This is a genomic window from Actinoalloteichus sp. AHMU CJ021 (assembly GCF_002895405.1).
In the GTDB taxonomy this organism is placed as follows: domain Bacteria; phylum Actinomycetota; class Actinomycetes; order Mycobacteriales; family Pseudonocardiaceae; genus Actinoalloteichus_B; species Actinoalloteichus_B caeruleus.
Window position 1 is genome coordinate 6,290,235 of sequence record NZ_CP025990.1, and the last position, 22,571, is coordinate 6,312,805.

Genomic DNA, 22,571 nt, shown 5'->3' on the forward strand with positions numbered 1-22,571 from the left:
AGTCCGAGGTGAGTCACGAGATCCCCAGGTCCTTGTCAATCAGGTCGAACAGTTCGGCGTTGGTCGCGGAACTGAGCTGTTCCGCGACCTCCGCACCGGCCGCCGGCCGCCCACGCGTCGCTCCGAGTCGGGACAGCAGCGACTCGAGCCGCATCACGATCCGGACGCGGTCGACGTCGTCGGGTGCGCGTTCGGTGAGCGCGGCCTCCAGCCGGTCGAACTCGCCGGTGTCGGGCAGGTCAGGTGCCGCCTGTTCCTGCAGGACCTCCGCCTTGAGGTACGCGGCGAGCGCCGTCGGTGTGGGGTGGTCGAACACGAGCGTGGCGGGGAGCTTCAACCCGGTCGCGCCGTTGAGCCGGTTGCGCAGCTCGACGGCCGTGACCGAGTCGAAGCCGACCTCGCGGAACGCGCGGCCGGACTCGATCTCCTCGGCCGAGGCGTGGTCGAGGACGGCGGCGGCGTGCGCCCGGACGAGGTTCAGCACGACCTGCTCGCGGTCGCCGTCGGGCAGCGCGGCCAGTTCCGCCCGCAACGCGCTGGGCGCCTCGGCCACGTCCACGCCCTCCGCTGCGTCGACCTCGGCGAGCTGGCGCACCTCCGGGATGTCGTCGATGAGCGGCCGCGACCGCGCCGAGGTGAAGATCGGGACGAAGCGCGGCCACTCGACGTCGGCGATCGCGACCAGCGCGTCGTCGTGGTCCAGGGCCAGGCCGAGGGCGAGGACGGCCTGTTCCGGTGCGAGCAGCGGGACGCCCTGGCGGCGGAGCCGCTGCTCGGTCTCCTCGTCACGAACCATGCCGCCGGCCGCCCACGGCCCCCAGGCCACCGACAGCACGGGCACGCCCTGCGACCGGCGCTGCCTGGCGAGTGCGTCCAGGTAGGCGTTGGCGGCCGCGTAGGCCCCGTGGTCGCCGACACCCCAGACGGCCGCGATCGAGGAGAAGTACACCACCGCGTCGAGCTGCTCCGGGTCGAGGAGTTCGTCGAGGTGCCGCGCGCCGGCGACCTTGGCGGTGGCGACGTAGCCGAACTCGGGCACCGTGGTGCTCGCGATGGGTGCGAGGGCACCGAGACCGGCGGTGTGCATGACGGCGCGGATCGGGTCACCCGCCCGGTCGAGCCGGGTGACGAGGTCGGCGACGCTGTCCCGGTCGACGACGTCACAGGCCTCGACGGTGACCCGGCTACCCAGTCCGGTGAGTTCGTCGACCAGGTCGCCGACCCCGGGGGCGTCCCCGCCGCTGCGGCTCACCAGCACGAGGTGCTCCGCGCCGTTGCGGGCCAGCCACCTGGCGACCTGACCTCCGAGCGCGCCCGTGCCCCCGGTGACGAGGACCGTCCCGGTCGGTTTCCACGCACGCGTTGGTTTGGACGCCCCGAGCGGGGCGGGGGTCAGGCGGCTCGCGAAGACGCCGCCCTTCCTGATCGCGACCTGGTCCTCGCCGCCGGTCTGCGCGACCACGGCGGCGAGTCGTGCCAGCGCCGCCGGGTCCACCGCCTCGGGGAGGTCCACGAGGCCACCCCACCGTTCGGGGAGTTCCAGTGCGGCCACCCGGGCCATTCCCCAGGTCTGGGCCTGTTGCGGGTTCGCGAGGAAGTCGGCGTCGTAGATCGATACGGCGGATCGGGTGGCGAACCAGAGGGGGGCGGCCAGGCCCGCCTCGACCGTGGCCTGCACGAGGTTCAGGCAGCCGAGCAGCCCGGCGGGCAGGTGGGTGTGCATCGAGTGCGGCTGCTCGTCGAGCGACAGCAGCGACAGGACGCCGGCCACCTCGGGGCCGTCGTCGAGCAGGGCTTCCAGGCGCTCGGCGATGGTCTGCGGATCCTCGCGGCTCGAGTCGATCGACAGCACCCGGGGGGTCGCGCCGTGGTCGGCCAGGGTGGTCGCGCAGGCGGCGAGGAGGTCCTGGTCCGCGAAGCCCGCGGGGACCGCGAGCACCCAGGCCCCGGTCAACGGGGCGGCGGTCGCGATCGTGACCGGCTTCCACTCGACGCGGTACCGCCAGGTGTCCATCCCGCTCCGCGTGTCACGGCGACGACGCCAGGTGGACAGCGCTGGGAGGACGGCCCCGAGCGCCTCCTCCGCGTCGTCGTCGAGGTCGAGGGCGCCGACGAGCGCGGCCGTGTCGGCGCGTTCCACCGCCTCCCAGAAGTCGGAGTCGGCGCCGGACACCTGGGCGTCCCGCCGCCCGTCGCCCTCCGGCCAGAAGCGTTGGTGTTGGAAGGCGTACGTGGGCAGGTCCACCACACGGGCACCGGAGAACACCGCCGACCAGTCCACCCCCACCCCGTGCACATGCGCCCGAGCCACCGACCGCAGGAACCGCACCGACTCCCGCTCACCCCGCCGCAACGTCTCCACCGCCACCACACCCTCGTGCTCCTGCACACCCACCACCAACACCGGATGCGGACTGACCTCCACGAACACCCCATGCCCGTCCGCCACCGCCGAGGACACCGCCCCCGCGAACTCCACCGTCGACCGCAGGTTCCGGAACCAGTACCCGGCGTCCAACGCCGAACCCTCCACCACACCCCCGGTCACCGTCGAGTACAACGGCACCTCGCACACCCCCGGCTCCACCGCCGCCAGCACCTCAGCCAGCTCGGCCTCCAACCGGTCCACTTGAGCCGAGTGTGAGGCGTAGTCCACCGCCACCCGCCGGGCCCGCACCCCCTCGGCCTCACACCGCGACACCAACGCCTCCAACGCCTCCGGAGTCCCCGACACCACCACCGAGTCCGGACCGTTGATCGCCGCCACCGACAGCTCCCGCCCCAACCAGGGCGTCACCCTCTCCGCCGAGCAGGCCACCGACAGCATCCCGCCGGCACCGGCCAACGCCCGCAACGCCCTGCTGCGCAGGGCCACCACCCGGGCGCCGTCCGACAACGACAGGGCCCCGGCGACCACGGCCGCGGCGATCTCACCCTGGGAATGGCCCACGACCGCGACCGGTTCCACCCCGACCGAGCGCCACAGCTGGGCCAGGGACACCATCACCGCCCACAGCACGGGTTGGACGATCTCGACCCGGTCCAGGGCGTCCTGGTCGTCGAGGACGTCGAACAGGTCGAAGTCGGTGAACGGGGCCAGGGCCTCGGCGCAGCGGGTCATGGACTCGGCGAAGGCCGGTGAGTCGGTGAGCAGGGATCTGCCCATCCCGACCCACTGGGCACCCTGCCCGGGGAACACGAACACCGGCCGCACGTCCCCGTTCTCGGCCAGCCCGGTCACGACCTGGGCGGAAGGGCTGCCCTCCGCGAGCGCCGACAGGGCGCCGCGGAACTCGTCCTGGTCCGAGGCCACGACCGCGGCCCGGTACTCCAGTGCCGCCCGGGTGGTGGCCAGCGAGTGGCCGATGTCGGCGGTGGACGCGTCGGGACGTTCGGCGAGGTAGGTGCGCAGCCGGGCCGCCTGCGCGCGCAGCGCTCGCTCGGTCCGCCCGGACAACACCCAGGCGACGGAGTCGGCGCGCACCGGAGGTTCGGCCCCCACCTCGGCGGGTGCCGTCCCGGTGGCGGGCGCCTCCTCCAGCACCACGTGCGCGTTGGTGCCGCTGACCCCGAAGGAGGAGACCGCGCCGCGCCTCGGCCTGCCGTCCACGGCCCAGTCCACCCGGTCGGTGAGCAGCGACACGGCTCCGGTGGACCAGTCGACCTGGGACGTGGGGCTGTCGACGTGCAGGGTCTTCGGCAGCACCCCGTGCCGCATGGCCTGGACGACCTTGATGATGCCCGCGACACCCGCGGCGGCCTGGGTGTGCCCGATGTTGGACTTGATGGACCCCAGCCACAGCGGCCGCTCCGGCGGACGTCCCCTGCCGTAGGTCTCCAGCAGGGCCTGGGCCTCGATGGGGTCACCGAGCCGCGTTCCGGTCCCGTGCGCCTCGACGACGTCGACGTCCGAGGTGGACAGGCCGGCGTTGGCCAGGGCCTGCCGGATCACCCTCCGCTGTGACGGCCCGTTCGGCGCCGTCAACCCGTTGGACGCCCCGTCCTGGTTGACCGCGGAACCCCGCACCAACGCCAGCACCTCGTGCCCGTGCCGGCGGGCGTCCGACAACCGCTCGACGAGCAGCATGCCGACGCCCTCACCCCACGCGGTGCCGTCCGCCGCGTCCGCGAAGGACTTGCAGCGCCCGTCGGCCGCGAGACCGCGTTGCCTGCTGAACTCGATGAACGCGGCCGGGGTCGCCATGACCGTCACACCGCCGGCCAGGGCCATCGTGCACTCACCCTGCCGCAGCGCCTGGATGGCGAGGTGCAGCGCGACGAGCGACGAGGAACAGCCGGTGTCCACGGTGACCGCCGGGCCCTCCAGGCCGAAGGTGTAGGAGATCCGCCCGGACACCACGCTCGCGGCGTTGCTGGTGACGCCGAAGCCAGCTCCGGAGTCCTGGGAGAGCATCAGCGCGGTCGCGTAGTCCTGCCCGTTGGTACCGGTGAAGACACCCGTGGGGGTCCCTCGCATGGTGGACGGATCGATACCGGCCCGCTCGAAGACCTCCCAGGTCGCCTCCAACAGGAGCCGTTGCTGCGGGTCCATGCCGAGCGCCTCGCGCGGGGAGATCCCGAACAGCGACGGGTCGAAGTCACCCGCGTCGTAGAGGAACGCGCCCTGGTTGGTGTAGCTGGTGCCCTGCCGTTCGCGGTCGGCGTGGTAGACCTCCGAGCCCCAGCCGCGTTCCGTCGGGAAGCCCCCAACCGCGTCCACCCCGTCGAACACCAGCGTCCACAGCTCCTCGGGCGAAGCCGCGCCACCGGGGAACCGACAGCTCATGCCCACGATCGCGATCGGGTCATCGTCGGTGGCGATGAGGGGTGGTGTCGGCACCGGGGCGTCCTGCTCGACCCCCATCAGGTCGCCGTGGAGCCGGGTGGCGAGCGCGGTGGCCGTCGGGTGGTCGAACGCGATCGTGGCCGGCAACCTCAGCCCGGTGGCGGCGCTGAGGCGGGTGCGCAGGTCGACCGCCGTGAGCGAGTCGAAGCCCAGTTCCCGCAACGCTCGGTTCGGGGGCACGGCGTCGCTCGTCGGGTGGCCCAGGACGGCCGCCGCTTCGGCGCGCACCAGCTCCACCAGCAGCCGCTCGCGCTCGGCCGCGGGCAGGTCGCGCAGTTTACGCCGGAGTTCCGAACCGCCCTCACCCGCTTCCGCCTCGGCCCGCTCCCCCTCGGCCAGGACACGACGCACCTCCGGGATGTCCTCGATCAGGGGGCGCGGCCGGGCAAGGGTGAACGCGGGGACGAACCGCTCCCAGTCGACGTCGGCGACGGCGAGGCAGGTCTCGTCGTGCTCGACCGCCTCGCGGAGCGCGATGAGGGCCAGGTCCGGGTCCATCGCGGGCAGACCGCGCCGTTCGAGCCGGGTGCCCACTTCACCGCCGGACATGCCGTCGCCGCGCCACCCGGCCCAGGCGACCGAGGTCGCGGGCCGGCCCGCCGCGCGGCGCCGCTCGGCGAGCGCGTCGAGGTGGGCGTTCGCCGCCGAATAGGCGGCCTGGCCGCCGCTGCCCCAGGTGGCGGCGTTCGAGGAGAACAGCACGAACGCGTCCAGCTCCGCGTCCCCGAAGACCCGGTCCAGGTTCGTCGCGCCGAGCACCTTGGCGCGCAGGACGTGGTCGAGTTCGGCGAGGGTGGTGTCGACGAGCGGTGTGTTCTGGTTGACGCCGGCGGCGTGCAGCACCGCGGTGATGGTTTCGCCGCTGTCGCGGAGCTCCCGCACCAGGGACTCCACCGAGGCGAGGTCGGTGACGTCGCAGGTGACGGGGGTGACGCGGGTGCCGTTCCCGGCGAGTTCCTCGCGGAGCTCGGTGACGCCGGGCGTGTCAGGTCCTCGCCGGCCGGCGAGGACCACGTGGTCGACGTCGTGCTCGGTGAGCCACCGGGTGAGGTGCGCGCCGATCGACCCGGTGCCGCCGGTGACGAGCACCGTGCCGCGGGGGTTCCACTTCCGCACCGGTTCCCGCTGGCCAACGGGGTGTCGAACGAGGCGGCGGACGAAGGTCCCCCGGTCGCGCACCGCGACCTGGTCCTCCGGGGAGGTGGCCCCGGTCAGGACACCCACCAGGCGCTCCAGGGCACGCTCACCGGGTTCCGCCGGCAGGTCCACCAGGCCACCCCACGACCTCGGGTGCTCCAAACCCACCACACGTCCCAGGCCCCACACCGCGGCCTGCGCCACACCCGGCAGGCCCTCCGACGTGTCCACCGCCACCGCACCCCGCGTCACGACCCACAACGGCGCCTCCACCGCGGCGTCCTCCAGGGCCTGCGCCACCACCATCGTCGCCGCCAACCCCACCGGCACGGACGACTCCGCCACCGGTTCGTCGTCCCAGGCCAGCAGGGACACCACCACGTCCACCTCGGCGTGGCCGGCGAACCGTTCCGCCAGATCCGCCCGGTCACCCGCGCCGTCGACGATCACCGTGTCGGCCGGTGGCAACCCCGCCACCACCGAGGACACCACCGGGTCCCCGGCCAGGGAGGCGGGCACCAGCACCAGCGCCCGGACCGGGGACGTCCCGCCGGCGGGCACCACCGGTTTCCACGTGACCCGGTAGCGCCAGGAGTCCACGACCGACCGGCGGCCCCGTTCCCGTCGCCAGTTCGCCAAGGCGGGGAGCACGGTCTCCCACGCGGCCGAGGCCTCTCCTCCCAGGTCGAGGGCGCCGACCAGCGCGGCCGTGTCGGCGCGTTCCACCGCCTCCCAGAAGTCGGAGTCCTCGGTGGGCGCCACCTCGGGCAGGGACATGGGCTCGGGCCAGAAGCGTTGGTGTTGGAAGGCGTACGTGGGCAGGTCCACCACACGGGCACCGGAGAACACCGCCGACCAGTCCACCCCCACCCCGTGCACATGCGCCCGAGCCACCGACCGCAGGAACCGCACCGACTCCCGCTCACCCCGCCGCAACGTCTCCACCGCCACCACACCCTCGTGCTCCTGCACACCCACCACCAACACCGGATGCGGACTGACCTCCACGAACACCCCATGCCCGTCCGCCACCGCCGAGGACACCGCCCCCGCGAACTCCACCGTCGACCGCAGGTTCCGGAACCAGTACCCGGCGTCCAACGCCGAACCCTCCACCACACCCCCGGTCACCGTCGAGTACAACGGCACCTCGCACACCCCCGGCTCCACCGCCGCCAGCACCTCAGCCAGCTCGGCCTCCAACCGGTCCACTTGAGCCGAGTGTGAGGCGTAGTCCACCGCCACCCGCCGGGCCCGCACCCCCTCGGCCTCACACCGCGACACCAACGCCTCCAACGCCTCCGGAGTCCCCGACACCACCACCGAGTCCGGACCGTTGATCGCCGCCACCGACAGCTCCCGCCCCAACCAGGGCGTCACCCTCTCCGCCGAGCAGGCCACCGACAGCATCCCGCCGGCACCGGCCAACGCCCGCAACGCCCTGCTGCGCAGGGCCACCACCCGGGCGCCGTCCGACAACGACAGGGCCCCGGCGACCACGGCCGCGGCGATCTCACCCTGGGAATGGCCCACGACCGCGACCGGTTCCACCCCGACCGAGCGCCACAGCTGGGCCAGGGACACCATCACCGCCCACAGCACGGGTTGGACGATCTCGACCCGGTCCAGGGCGTCCTGGTCGTCGAGGACGTCGAACAGGTCGAAGTCGGTGAACGGGGCCAGGGCCTCGGCGCAGCGGGTCATGGACTCGGCGAAGGCCGGTGAGTCGGTGAGCAGGGATCTGCCCATCCCGACCCACTGGGCACCCTGCCCGGGGAACACGAACACCGGCCGGACCTCGCCGCTCTCAGCGGTCGCCGAGACCACCTGCGCCGAGGCCCGTCCTTCCGCGAGGGCGGACAGTCCCGAGACCAGCTCGGCTTGGTCCTCCCCGACGATCGCCGCGCGGTGCCCGAGCGCGGCGCGCGCGCTCACGAGCGAGTAGCCCACGTCCACGGCGCGCTGTCCACCGACGGCGGGCAGCAGTTGACGGGCCTGGGCGCGCAGCGCCCGCTCCGAGGCGGCCGACAGGACCCACGCCACCGCGGTCCCGGCCGGCGCCTCGTCCCGCCCGTCCACCGGACCGAGATCCGGTTCCGGCTGTTCGAGGATCAGGTGCGCGTTCGTGCCGCTCATCCCGAAGGAGGACACACCGGCACGACGGGCCTGGCCGGTCTCCGGCCACGCCACGCTCTCGGTCAGCAGGGACACCGCACCGGCGGACCAGTCCACGTGGGACGTCGGGGTGTCGGCGTGCAGGGTCCTGGGCAGCACCCCGTGCCGCATGGCCAACACCATCTTGATCACACCGGCCACGCCCGCCGCGGACTGGGTGTGCCCGATGTTGGACTTGACCGACCCCAACCACAGGGGACGGTCCCGGTCCTGGCCGTAGGTCGCGAGCAGGGCCTGGGCCTCGATGGGGTCACCGAGCCGCGTTCCGGTCCCGTGCGCCTCGACGACGTCGACGTCCGAGGTGGACAGGCCGGCGTTGGCCAGGGCCTGCCGGATCACCCTCCGCTGCGACGGCCCGTTCGGCGCCGTCAACCCGTTGGACGCCCCGTCCTGGTTGACCGCGGAACCCCGCACCAACGCCAGCACCTCGTGCCCGTGCCGGCGGGCGTCCGACAACCGCTCGACCAGGACCAGACCGATCCCCTCGGACCAACCAGCGCCGTCCGCCTCGTCGGAGAACGACTTGCAGCGCCCGTCGGCGGCGAGCCCCCCCTGCCTGCCGAACTCGGTGAACGTGCCTGGGGTGGCCATCACTGTCACCCCCCCGGCCAGGGCCATCGAGCACTCGCCCGAGCGCACGGACCGGATCGCCCAGTGCAGTGCCACCAGCGAGGACGAGCACGCGGTGTCGACGGTGACGGCGGGCCCCTCCAGGCCGAACACGTAGGCCACCCGGCCCGACATGACGCTGCTCGCCGTACCGGTCAGCAGGTGTCCCTGCGCGTCGTCGGGCAGCTGGTGCGGCGCGGTGCCGTACCCGGACGGCGCGGCACCGACGAAGACACCGATGTCGGCCCCTCGGGTGCCCGCCGGGTTCATACCAGCCCGTTCGAACGTCTCCCAGGTGAGTTCGAGGAGGAGCCGTTGCTGCGGGTCCATGCCGAGCGCCTCGCGCGGGGAGATCCCGAACACCGACGGGTCGAAGTCGCCCGCATCGTACAGGAACCCCCCGTGCCCGGTGAGGGTTCCGTTCCCACCGAAGGCCGGCCCCTCCCAACCCCGGTCGGTCGGGAACGCGGAGATGCCGTCGACACCACCGACGACGAGGTCCCACAGTTCCTCGGGCGAGCGGACCCCTCCCGGGTACCGGCAGCTCATCGAGACGATGGCGATCGGGTCGTCCTGGTCGGCGGAGTCCCGCTGGGCGAGCGCCTGGCCCGTGTCCGCCGCCCCGAACAGTTCGGCGTGGAGCTGGGCGGCGAGATCGACCGGGTTGGGGTGGTCGAAGATCAGGGTCGCTGGCAACTGGAGACCCGTCGCACGGGTGAGCCTGGTCCGCAGTTCGACCGCCGTCAGCGAGTCGAACCCGAGTTCCCGGAAGGGCCGGTCCAGCGGCACAGACCGGGTGCCGCCATGCCCGAGCACGGCGGCGGCCTCCGTGCGAACCAGGGCCTGGAGTGACCGTTCCCGCTCCGCCACGGACAGCCCGGTCAGCCGGCCCCTCAGCTCGGCCCCGGCCTGGTCGGCCTCGGCGCCGGCCCGCTCCAGCGCCGCGAGGATCCGCCGCACGTCGGGCAAGTCAGCGATGAGCGGGCGAGGACGGGCGGATGTGAAGGCGGGAACGAACCGTTCCCAGTCCACATCGGTGACGGCGAGGGAGGTCTCGCCGTGGGAGACCGCCTCCCGCAGCGCGGCGATCGCGAGTTCCGGAGCCATCGCGGGCAGCCCGCGGCGCCGAAGCTGCTCGCCGGCGTCGCCGACGGACAACCCGCCGCCGTCCCACACCCCGTAGGCGACGGAGGTGGCGGGGAGACCGCGCTCCACACGCTCCTGGGCGAGGCCGTCGAGGTAGGCGTTGGCGGCGGAGTAGGCGGCCTGGCCGCCGCTGCCCCAGGTGGCCGCGTTCGAGGAGAACAGCACGAACGCGTCCAGCTCCGCATCCCCGAACAGCCGGTCCAGGTTCCGCGCCCCGAGCACCTTCGCGGCGAACACCTCGTCGACGGAGGCGACATCGAGGTTCCCGATCACCTCGGCCCGCTCGATGCCGGCGGTGTGGAACACGGCGGTGATCGTGTCCCCGGCGTCGCGTACCTCGCTGACCAGTGACGCCAGGGCCGCCGGGTCGGCCACGTCGCAGGCGGCGATGGTGACCCGGGTGCCGGTCGAGGTCAGCTCGTCGCGCAACGCGGCCGCGCCGGGCGCGTCGATGCCACGCCGGCTGGTCAGCACCACGTGCTCGACGTCGGTGGCCGCCAGCCAGCGGGCCAGGTGACCGCCGATCGCGCCGGTGCCGCCGGTGATGAGGGCGGTTCCCGTCGGTGTCCACTCCCGCTCGGGTGGGGTGTCCCCCAACGGGGCACGGGCCAGCCGGCGGGCGAACACGCCCCTCGACCGCACCGCGAGCTGGTCCTCGTCGCCGGCACCGTGTGACAGCACCGAGGTGAGCCGTGCCGCGACGCGGCTGGTGAGCTCCTCCGGCACGTCGACGAGCCCACCCCACCTGTCGGGGTGTTCGAGGCCGACGACACGGCCGAGCCCCCACAGGGCCTCCTGCCACGGGCTGCGCAGGGGGTCGGTGGATCCGATGCTCACCGCGCCGGTGGTCACGCACCACAGGGGTGCGGTGATGCCGGCGTCGCCGAGCGCCTGAACGAGCGTCACCGTCGCCGCGAGCCCGATCGGGACCGCGGGGGAACCGGGTACGGGGTCCTCGTCGAACGCGAGCAGCGACACGACCCGGGTGACGTCGGTGTGCCCGGCCAGGAGGGCGGAGACGCTCGCGCGGTCGAGCCCATCGCCGTTGAGGACGAGCCGGACCGTGTCGTCGTGTGCGCCGTTGATGGCGGTGACCAGTGGGTCGTCCACCCTGGTGGCGGGGATGACCACCAGCCATCGGCCGGCCTGGTGGGCGGGGATGATCTCAACGGGGCGCCAGACGACCCGGTATCGCCAGGAATCGAGGGTGGACCGCTCACGACGGCCACGCCGCCAGGCGCTCAGGGTGGGGAGAACCGTGTTCCAGGTGTCCTCGGCACCGCCGAGGGTGCCGGCGAGCGCGGAGACGTCCCCACGTTCGACGGCGTCCCAGAACTCCGCGTCGACCGGCGAGGAGTCACCGGACGCCAGTGCTCCCTCTGGCCAGTAGCGTTCGTGTTGGAAGGCGTAGGTGGGCAGCGGGACCCGGCGTGCCCCGCACCCCGCGTAATAGCCGGCCCAGTCCACCGACGTCCCGTGGACGAACACCCGCGCCAACGCCCCCACCACCGTGTCCGGCTCGGTGCGGTCCCGGCGCAACACCGGGACGAACACACCGTCCGGGACACACTCCTGCCCCATCGCCGAGAGCACCCCGTCCGGACCCAACTCCAGGAACCGGGACACCCCCACCCCGCCCAACGCGGCCATGCCCTCGGCGAACCGGACGGTCTCCCGGACCTGCCGCACCCAGTACTCCGGGTCACACCACCCAGTCCCGGCCAGTGCACCGGTCACCGTGGACACCACCGGCAGCACCGGCTCCCGGAACACCACCGAGGCGAGCACCGCCCGGAACTCCGCCAGCATCGGGTCCATCAACCCGGAATGGAAGGCGTGGCTGACCCGCAACCGCCGCACCCGGCGGCCCTCCCGCTCACACGCCTGGGCCACGGCGTCCACGGCGGTCTGGTCTCCGGAGAGCACCACCGCCGCCGGTCCGTTCACCGCCGCCAGGGACACCCCCTCCCCCAACAACGGGAGGATCTCGTCCTCGGTGGCCTCCACCGCCACCATCGCCCCACCCTCGGGCAGGGCCTGCATCAACCGGCCCCGCGCCGCCACCACCCGGGCGGCATCGGCCAGGTCCCACACCCCGGCGACATGCGCCGCGGCCAACTCGCCGATGGAATGACCCAGCAGGTAGTCCGGGACCACTCCCCAGGACTCCACCAACCGGAACTGGCCCACCTGCAGGGCGAACAACCCCGCCTGGGCGTACACGGTCTGGTCCAGGGCCTCCGCGTCACCGTCGAACACGATGTCGCGGAGTGGGCGGTCGAGGTGCCGGTCGAGTTCGGCGCACACCGCGTCGAAGGCCTCAGCGAACACCGGGAACGCCTCGTGCAACTCCCGGCCCATACCGGGGCGTTGCGAGCCCTGACCGGTGAACAACACCGCCAGCTGACCGGCAGCGGCGCTGCCCTGGACGACCTCATCGCCGATGACGACCGCACGGTGGTCGAACACCGACCTCCTGGTCAGGGAGTAGCCCACGTCCACCGGGTCCAGACCAGTGGTGTCCACGTGGGCACGGATCCTGTCGACCTGCGCGGTCAGGGCCTGCTCGGACTTGGCCGACACCACCCACGGCACCACCACCGGGGCGGACTTCGGCCGGTCCCCACCATTCGCGGAGTCCCGCACGGCACCGGTGTCCTCACCGGCACCGATGTCCACCGTGTCGGGGCTTTCGATGATCACATGGGCGTTGGTGCCACTGATCCCGAACGAGGACACCCCCGCCCGCCGGGCACGACCGGTCTCCGGCCAGGACACCGGCTCCCGCACCAGATCCACCGCACCCGATTCCCAATCCACCTCACGACTGGGCTCATCCACGTGCAACGTCGCCGGCACCACCCCATGCCGCATCGCCTGCACCATCTTGATCACACCCGCCACCCCCGCGGCGGCCTGCGTGTGACCCAGGTTCGACTTCACCGAACCCAACAACAACGCCCGATCCCGATCCCGCCCATACGTCGCCAACAACGCCTGCGCCTCGATCGGATCACCCAGCGTCGTCCCGGTACCGTGCGCCTCCACCACGTCAACGTGCTCCGGGGCCACCCGGGCGTTGGCCAGGGCCTGCCGGATCACCCGCTGCTGCGAGGGACCGTTCGGCGCGGTCAACCCGTTGGACGCCCCGTCCTGGTTGACCGCCGTGCCCCGCACCACCGCCAACACCGGATGCCCCAGCCTGCGGGCATCCGAGAGCTTCTCCACCAGCAGGACACCGACACCCTCGGACCACCCGGTCCCGTCCGCCGAGGCCGAGAACGACTTGCACCGGCCGTCACCCGCGAGACCGCCCTGACGCTCGAACTCCACGAACGTCCCCGGCGTCGCCATCACGGTCACACCCCCGGCCAGCGCCATCGAGCACTCGCCGGACCGCAACGCCTGGGCAGCCAGGTGCAGGGCCACCAACGACGAGGAACACGCCGTGTCCACCGTCATGGCCGGTCCTTCGAACCCGAACGTGTAAGCGACCCGACCGGACAACACGCTGCCCGTGTTCCCCAGTCCGAGGAACGCCTCGACGTCATCCGGTACGGCGCCGGCCCCGGTGGCGTAGTCGTGGTACATGACGCCGGCGAACACACCGGTCCTGCTGCCCCGCAGCGAACCCGGATCGACACCCGCGTTCTCGAATGCCTCCCACGAGGCCTCCAGCAGCAGCCGCTGCTGCGGGTCCATCGCCAAGGCCTCACGCGGCGAGATCCCGAAGAAGGCGGCATCGAAGTCCCCGGCGTCCGGGAGGAACCCGCCGAGACCGGTGATGTCCCATCCTCGGTCGCTCGGAAACCCCGTGACTCCGTCGCCCCCCTCGACCAGCAGGTTCCACAGCTCGTCCGGAGTGGACACCCCACCCGGGTAACGGCAGGACATCCCCACGATCGCGATCGGCTCGTCCACCGACGACACCGTCGGCGTGACCTCCACCCCCGCCGGCTTCGAATCCACCACTTGGGCGAGGAGGAACTCCGCCAGCACCGCCGGCGTCGGGTAGTCGAACACCAACGTCGCCGGCAACCGGAGACCAGTCGCCGCGTTCAACTGGTTCCGCAACTCGACCGCGGTCAACGAGTCGAAGCCCATCTCGTTGAACGCTTGGTCGACGCGCACGGCATCACCGGAGGTGTGCCCCAGGACCGCCGCGACTCGCGAGCGCACCAGCTCCAGCAGCCGCTCATGCTGCTCGTCCGGGGTGAGACCCGTCAGCTCGTCGAGGGGTGCCGACCCGACCGCTCGACGACGTTGGGACCGGACCAGGCCCCTCAGGAGCGGCGGAGGCCCGTCACGCAGGGCGCGAACGTCTAGGCGTGTCGGCACGACGAGGGGGCGGTCCGTCCTCCACGCGAGGTCAAGGAGCTCGACTCCGTGCTCGGGTGTGATGGGAGGGAACGCGGAGGCAGCGATGCGGCGGGTTCCCACGTGGGAGAGGGTGTCGGCCATGCCACCTTCGGCCCACGGCCCCCACGCCAACGACTGACCCGCCAAACCCAGGCCACGCCGGTACTGGGCCAGGCCATCCAGGAACGCGTTCGCCGCCGCGTAGTTGCCCTGCCCAGGAGAACCCAGCACCCCGGCCACCGACGAGAACACCACGAACATCGCCAGGTCCAGATCCCGGGTCACCTCATGCAGGTTCCACGCGCCCTCCACCTTCGGACGCAACACCGCATCGAACCGCTCCGGGGTCAACGACGAGAGCACCCCGTCATCGAGCACTCCCGCCGCGTGCACGACACCCACCAGGGGGTGCTCCGCCGTGTTGTCGGCGATCACCCGAGCGAGCGCCTCGCGGTCCGCCACGTCGCACGCGACCGCCCGCACGTCCACGTCGAACTCGGCCAGCCCGGCACCACCGGAGCCACCTCGGCTGAGCAACAGCAGATGGCGCACGCCGTACCGTTCCACCAGGTGCCTGGCCACGACCGTGCCCAGGGCACCACTGGCACCGGTGATCAGCACCGTGCCCCGTGGATCCACCACCGGTGGTTCGGCCCGTTCCGGAACCAGTCGAGCCAGCCTCGGTGCCACCAAGCGCCCGTCCCGCACGGCCAGTTGGGGTTCCCCGGCGACGAGTTCGGGCAGGTCCGTGCGGTCCTCGTCGAGGTCGACGAGGACGAACCGCCCGGGGTGTTCCGACTGGGCGGTCCGCAGCAGTCCCCACACCGCGGCCTGGGTCAGGTCCCGTCCCTCGGTGGCACCCCGGGTCACCACGATCCACGACCGCTCGTCCTCGGTGTCCTGCACCAGGGCGAGGACCTCGGCCAGGCGTTCCCGGACCTGGCCACCGGGCTCCAACCAGAGCACCTCGTGCGGCCCGGTCAGGGCAGCCCCCGAGACCGGAACCCAGTCCACGCCGAACAGCCCGTCCCGGTGGGCGGTGACGGGAGCGACCGGGCGCAGTGCCAACGAGCCCACCACGGCCACCGGCTGACCTGACCCGTCAGCGATCAGCAGCGAGAAACCGGTCCCCTCCCGGAGGATCCGGACCCGGGCGGCGGTGGCACCAACAGCGAACACCGACACGTCGGACCACGAGAACGGCAACGACGCCGTCTCGTCACCGAAGAGCGCGATCCCGTGCAGGGCCGCGTCCAGCAGCGCCGGGTGCACCCCGTACCCGTCGACGGGTACGCCGTCGGGCAGGGCGACCTCGACGAGGACCTCGTCCTCGCCACGGCGCCAGGCCGCCCGAAGGCCCCGGAACACCGGGCCGTAGGACAGACCAACCTCATCAAGGCGTTCGTAGAGGCCCGCGACATCGACGGCGACGCCGTCGGCGGGGGGCCAGTCCGTGAGGTCCTCCGAGGCGGGCTCCCCCGCCGAGAGCACGCCTGCCGCGTGCGGCACCCACTCGTCGGCCGTGGCCGAGTGGATGGTGAACGCCCGTCGGCCCTCGTCGTCCGGCGCCGCGACGGACACCTGCACCGCGGTACCGCCCCGCTCGGGTAGCACCAACGGCGTCTCCACCGTCAGCTCGTCGACGACGCCGCACCCCACCTGCTCGCCGGCCCGCACCGCCAGTTCCACGAACGCCGTCCCCGGCACCAGGACCGAACCCGACACCACGTGATCGCGCAACCACGGATGAGAACCCTCGGACAACCGCCCGGTGAAAAGGAACTCGTCGGTCCGGGCGACGCGCACGGCCGCACCGAGCAGGGGGTGCTCCGCCGGCCGGAGTCCCACGGCTGACACGTCACCCGACCAGGCGGCGGAGCCGTCAGGCCAGTAGCGCTGGCGTTGGAACGCGTACGTCGGCACCTCCGCCATCCGAGCCCCCGGGTACAGGGCGGCCCAGTTCACGTCCGTGCCCCGCACGAACACCCGCGCCAACGCCCCCACCACCGTGCCCGGTTCGGGGCGGTCCCGGCGCAACACCGGAACGAACACACCGTCGGGGGCACAGTCCTGCCCCATCGCCGAAAGCACCCCGTCCGGACCCAACTCCAGGAACCGGGACACCCCCAACTCCCGAGTCCGCTCCACGGCGGCACCGAACCGGACGGTCTCCCGGACCTGCCGCACCCAGTACTCCGGGTCACACCACCCAGTCCCGGCCAGTGCACCGGTCACCGTGGACACCACCGGCACCACCGGCTCCCGGAACACCACCGAGGAGAGCACCGCCCGGTACTCCGCCAGCATCGGGTCCATCAACCCGGAGTGGAAGGCGTGACTGACCCGCAACCACCGCACCCGACGGTCACCCAACCGGTCCACCACCCCGGCCACCGCCGAGCGCTCACCGGAGAGCACCACCGCCGCCGGGCCGTTCACCGCCGCCAGCGACACCCCCGCCCCCACCAACGGGATGACCTCGTCCTCGGTGGCCTCCACCGCCACCATCGCCCCACCCTCGGGTAGGGCCTGCATCAACCGGCCCCGTGCCGCCACCACCCGAGCGGCATCGGGCAGGTCCCACACCCCGGCACTGCGCGTCGCCCTGCACTGCACGGGCTGCGGAGATCTGCCCGCTTTCCGCGCGCTCAACCTCGCCCCGCCGGCCCAGTGACCCGTCCAGCTCGACAGCGATGCCTGTCCGCCTTCGAATGCTGAGGGCTGCCGGTTCGTCCTGAGGTGGGTTTTGACGGGTCTTGGCGGGTTTTTGCTTCGGTTTTTTGAGTACTGATTTTAGTTGAGACTGAAGCGATAGATATTTTTGAATTTGTTTGGGGTCGGACGTCCTCGGGGCCCACAGCCAGCTCCGCTCCGGTACATCTGGTCACACCCGTCCCCGCACAGCCGACGGAAGGTCTGGCCGTGCCACCTCCGAGGGCATCCGTGGCGATTCGGTCGAGGACCGTCCACCGCGTTCGTGATCGGTCGGAGGTGTCCCACCAACCGCCCGGCCTGGGCGGCCAAGGCCCGCTCGGACTTGGCCGACAGCACCCACGGCACCACCGACGGCACCGGAGAAACCACCCGAGGCTCAACGCTGCCCACCGGGGCAGGAGCCTGCTCCAGGATCGTGTGGGCGTTGGTGCCACTGATCCCGAACGAAGACACCGCCGCCCGACGTGGCCGATCCGCCTCGGGCCAGTCCCTGTGCTCGGTGGCCAGGGCGACGGCACCGGACTCCCAGTCCACCTGCGGGGTCGGTTCGTCCACGTGCAGGGTGCGCGGCACCACCCCGTGCCGCATGGCCATCACCATCTTGATGATGCCCGCGACACCCGCGGCGGCCTGGGTGTGACCGATGTTCGACTTCACCGACCCCAACAACAACGGCTGCTCAGCCCCACGCTCCTGCCCGTAGGTGGCCAACAACGCCTGCGCCTCGATCGGATCACCCAAGGTGGTGCCCGTTCCGTGCGCCTCCACCACATCCACCTCGGCAGGCGACAACCCGGCGTTGGCCAACGCCTGACGGATCACCCGCTGCTGCGACGGACCGTTCGGCGCCGACAACCCATTGGACGCACCGTCCTGGTTGATCGCGCTACCCCGCACCACCGCCAGGACCGGGTTCCCGTCCCGCTGGGCGTCCGACAGGCGCTGGACCACCAGCATCCCCACACCCTCGGACCAGTTCGTCCCGTCAGCGGCCGCCGCGAACGACTTGCACCGACCGTCGGAGGCCATCCCGCCTTGGCGGTCGAACTCCGCGAAGGCACCCGGGGTGGCCATCACGGTCACCCCACCGGCCAACGCCAGGTCGCACTCCCCGGACCGCAACGCCTGCGCCGCCCAGTGCAACGCCACCAACGACGACGAACACGCCGTGTCGATCGTGACCGCCGGGCCTTCCAGGCCCAACACGTAGGACACCCGACCCGAGATCACACTGGCCGCGTTGCCAGTGCTGATGTGGCCGCCGAGATTCTCCGGGAGGTCGTGGAGCAGCGACACGTAGTCCTGGCCCCCGGTGCCGGCGAACACGCCCGTCGAACTCCCCCGCAGCGATGTCGGATCGATACCGGCCCGTTCCAGGGCCTCCCAGGAGGTCTCCAGCAGCAACCGCTGCTGCGGGTCCATCGCCACCGCCTCACGCGGGGAGATCCCGAAGAACTCCGCGTCGAACTCCGATGCGTCGTAGAGGAAGCCCCCTTGGCCTGACCGTGACGACCATCCTCGGTCGGTCGGGAAGTTCGCGATGGCGTCACCGTCGGCGGACAGGAAAGTCCACAGCTCCTCGGGCGAGGACACCCCACCGGGGTAGCGGCAGGCCATTCCCACGATCACGATCGGCTCGTCCGAACCGGTCGTCATCGCGGACACCACCGGGGTGGGTGCGGCCGTCGCTCCCCCCAGCGCGACCAACAGGTGGTCGGCCAGGACCGACGACGTCGGGTAGTCGAAGACCAGCGTCGCGGGCAGGCGGAGTCCCGTCCGCGCATTCAGCCGGTTGCGCAGCTCGACACCGGTGAAGGAGTCGAAACCCAGGTCGCGGAACGGCCTGTCCTCCGCCACCGGGTCCACCGAGCCATGTCCCAGGACGGCGGCGGTCTCGGCGCGCACCAGTTCCAGGACCGCGCGTTCGCGGTCCTGGGTGCTGGAGTTCGCCAGAAGCCGCATCAGGGGCGAGTCCGCGACGTCGGGCTCCTGGTCGCTGGTGGTGACCTCCAGTGCGGTCAGCACCTCGGGCAGGTCGCCGATCAACGGGTTGGGGCGCGCCGAGGTGAAGGTCGGCGCGAAATTCCCCCAGTCGACGTCAGCGACGACGATGGCCGACTCGTCATGGTCCAGTGCCCGGTGCAGCGCCCTGATGGCCAGCTCGGGTGCCAGTGGTGCTAGCCCGCGTCGACGGAGGCGGGCCTCGATCTCCTGGTCTGACTCGAGCATGCCCGCACCCGCCCAGGGACCCCAGGCCACCGAGGTCGCGGGGAGACCGTCGGCTCGTCGCCGCTCGGCAAGGCTGTCCAGGAAGGCGTTCGCCGCCGCGTACGCGGCCTGGCGACCGCTGCCCCAGACGCCGGCGATCGAGGAGAACAGGACGAAGGCGTCCAACCGCCGGTCGCCGAGCAACTCGTCCAGGTGCACGGCTCCGGCGATCTTGGCGCGGACCACGTGCACGAACTCGTTCAGGGTCGTGTGCTCCAGGTCGTTGTCCTGGCCGATCCCCGCCGCATGCACCACCACGGTCAGTTCGCCGGGAACCGCGTCGAGCAGGTCCTCGACCTCGTGCCGCTCGGACACGTCGCACGCCACCAGCGTCACGGTGGCGCCCAGCTCGACCAGCTCGGCCTCCAGTTCGCCGGCGCCGGGCGAGGAGGGGCCACGACGGCTCGCCAGCACCAGGTGTTCCACACCCTCACTGGCCAACCAGCGCGCGACGTGGGCGCCGAGGCCTCCCGTGCCGCCCGTGATCAGCGCGGTGCCACGGGGACGCCAGCGGCGCTCGTCCCCTTCGAGCTTGGACGGCGCCCGGACCAGGCGCCTGGCGAACACACCGGTCGCTCGGACGACGAGTTGGTCCTCGTCGGCCAGGCTCGTCATCGCGGTCGTGAACCGGGTCGCCGCGCGGTCGTCCAACACATCGGGCAGGTCGATCAGGCCACCCCAGCGCTGCGGGTACTCCAGTGCGGCGACGCGTCCGAGCCCCCACACCTGCGCTCCGACGGGACTGACACCGGGATTCATGTGACCGATGGACATCGCTGCCCGGGTGACCAGCCACAGTGGCACTCGGGCGGCGAGCTCCTGCACCAGGGCGAACGTTCCGAGCACACCGCGCGGCAGCATCGCCCTACCCGGCTCAGCGGTCTCGTCCATCGCCAGGAGCGACACGGCGCCGGAGACCTCCTCGGCGAGGACGTCCCGCAGCTGCCGAGTGACCGTCGCCCGGTCGGGCTGTGTCAGCGCCACGGTCAGGACGTCGGCACCTCGCGCCGTCAGCGCCTTCGTCACCCAGGACACGACTTCGGCGTCCAGCTGGGCGTCGGGGACGACGACCAACCACCGTCCGGACATCGGCGCGGCTGGCGCCGCGCCCAGCGGCTTCCAGCCGATCCGGTATCGCCATGAGTCGAGCGCGGACAGGTCGCGGTGACGTCGACGCCACGTGGACAGAACGGGCAGCACCACGTCGAGGGCCGTCCGCGTGTCCCGCTCGGCGTCCAGCCCGAGTGTCGTGGCGAGTGAGTCCAGGTCCCCCCGTTCCACCGTGTCCCAGAACTCGGCACTAGCCGCATCCGTCTCGGTGGGCTTGACGTACGGGAGCAGCCAGTAGTTCTCATGCTGGAAGGGGTAGGTCGGGAGGTCGACCCGACGACCACCCCACCCGGCCAACATCCCCGCCCAGTCAACCGGGACACCCCGCACGAACACCCCAGCCAACGCCCGCCGCCACCGGCTGGCCGACACCATCGGCCAGCAGCAACGAGAACCCGGAACCAGCACGGGAGATCCGCACCCGGGCCGTGGTCGCACCGACGGCGAACACCGACACACCCGACCACGCGAACGGCAGCGACACCGTGTCCTGACCGAACAGGCCGATGCCGTGCAGGGCCGCGTCCAACAGGGCCGGGTGCACCCCGAACCCGTCGACCGCGACATCCACCGGTAGGGCGACCTCGGCGAACACCTCGTCCTCACCAAGACGCCAGGCCCGACGCAGCCCCTGGAACACCGGACCGTACTCGTACCCGCCACGGGCAAGGCTCTCGTACAAGTCCTCGACCTCGATCGGAGCCGCGCCTTCCGGTGGCCACACCGACAGTTCCTCGGTGACAGCACGGGCGGACAGCGCCAGCGAGCCGCTGGCATGCCGGGTCCACAGGTCCTCGTCGCCCTCAGCCGGAGCCGAGTACACCGCGACCGTGCGACGGCCGGACTCGTCCTCCCCCGACACCGCGACCTGCACGGTGACGGCGGTACCCGCCGGAAGGACCAATGGCGCCTCGATCGTCAGCTCGTCCAGAAGCGCGTATCCGACCCGTTCCGCGGCGGCCAGGGCCAGTTCGACGAACGCGGTCCCCGGCAGCAGGGCGGAACCGGAGATCGTGTGCTCGCCGATCCAGGGGTGCGTCTCACCCGACAGGAGACCGGTGAGCACCACACCGTCACCGCCAGCCAGACCGACCTCGGAGACGATCATCGGATGGTTGACAGCCCGCAGACCCGCGGCCGTCACGTCCTGGCCACGGCCATTGGTCGCCTTCAACCAGTAGCGCTGCCGTTGGAAGGCATAGGTCGGCAGGTCGACGACACGGGGTCCCTCACCCGTGAACACCGCGGTCCAGTCCACCGCGACGCCCCGGGTGTGCGCCTCGGCCAGGGCGAACCAGAACGACTCCGGCCGCTGGCCCGGATCGACCCGAACCGGCACGCCGTCAACGGCCTGGTCCAGGGAGTGGACTGGGATGTCCGACCCGGTGGTGCTGACCGCGTTCTCCCCGGCCACGACGAGCCGGGCGGCTTCCGCCAGATCGAGTCCGCCGGCGACGACCGCCGCGGCGACCGCGCCCACCCCATCGCCGGCGACCGAGACGGGTCGGACGCCACAGGCACGCCACACCTCGGCCAACGACACCATGGCCGCCCACTGGCCGGAACGGGCGACATCGGGGCGCGTGGGTTCGGGAGCGTCGGCACGGAAGCGCGACACGTCCTGGAGTGACCAGTCCGCGTGTTCCGCGAGCGCGGCGGCGCATTCCTCGAACCGTGTCGCGAAGACCGGCGAGGCCGCCAGGAGGTCCGACGTGGTGGCCAGCCACTCCTCCGGCCGGTCCCGGAAGACGAACACCGCGTTGGCCTCCGACACCATCGCGGCACCGGTGACGACGGCGTCGTGCGTCGCACCGGCCGAGAGCGCGGCGAGCGCGGCCCGGAACTCCGTGAGCTCGTTGGCGACGACGACCGCGCGGTGTTCGAACCGCGCCCGACCGAGGGCCAGCGAGTGCCCGACAGCACCAGGGTCGAAGTGCTCCTCCCCCTCGAGGTGGCCCAGCAGACGCGCCGCCTGCGCGGTGAGCGCGGCCGGGGACTTCCCGGAGAGGACCCAGGGAACCGTGGGAGTGGTGATCACGGGCTCGCCCTCGTTGGGGGGAGCATCACCGGAGAACTGCTCGATGATGACGTGGGCGTTGGTGCCGCTGATCCCGAACGAGGACACGGCGGCGCGTCGGGGCCTACCGGTCTCCGGCCAGGACACCGGCTCCCGCACCAGATCCACCGCACCCGATTCCCAATCCAC

3 protein-coding genes and 1 pseudogene are annotated in these 22,571 nt (G+C 72.0%); all 4 read right to left on the reverse strand.

Annotated elements, in window-relative coordinates:
- Window positions 1–13: 13 nt before the first annotated feature.
- Window positions 14–15,886, reverse strand: coding sequence for a type I polyketide synthase (locus C1701_RS25775; protein WP_443098168.1), 15,873 nt, complete (start codon window positions 15,884–15,886; stop codon window positions 14–16).
- Window positions 15,860–16,807: pseudogene (locus C1701_RS28250) on the reverse strand (acyltransferase domain-containing protein); the annotation flags it as partial. The gene C1701_RS25775 and the pseudogene C1701_RS28250, both read right to left, overlap by 27 nt.
- A gap of 258 nt (window positions 16,808–17,065) precedes the next feature.
- Window positions 17,066–20,740: an SDR family NAD(P)-dependent oxidoreductase gene (locus C1701_RS25780; RefSeq protein WP_337661979.1), complete on the reverse strand. Its 3,675-nt coding sequence runs from the start codon at window positions 20,738–20,740 to the stop codon at window positions 17,066–17,068.
- Window positions 20,676–22,571, reverse strand: a complete 1,896-nt coding sequence (locus C1701_RS25785; protein WP_337661980.1) for a polyketide synthase dehydratase domain-containing protein — start codon at window positions 22,569–22,571, stop codon at window positions 20,676–20,678. The genes C1701_RS25780 and C1701_RS25785 overlap by 65 nt, the downstream gene beginning before the upstream one ends.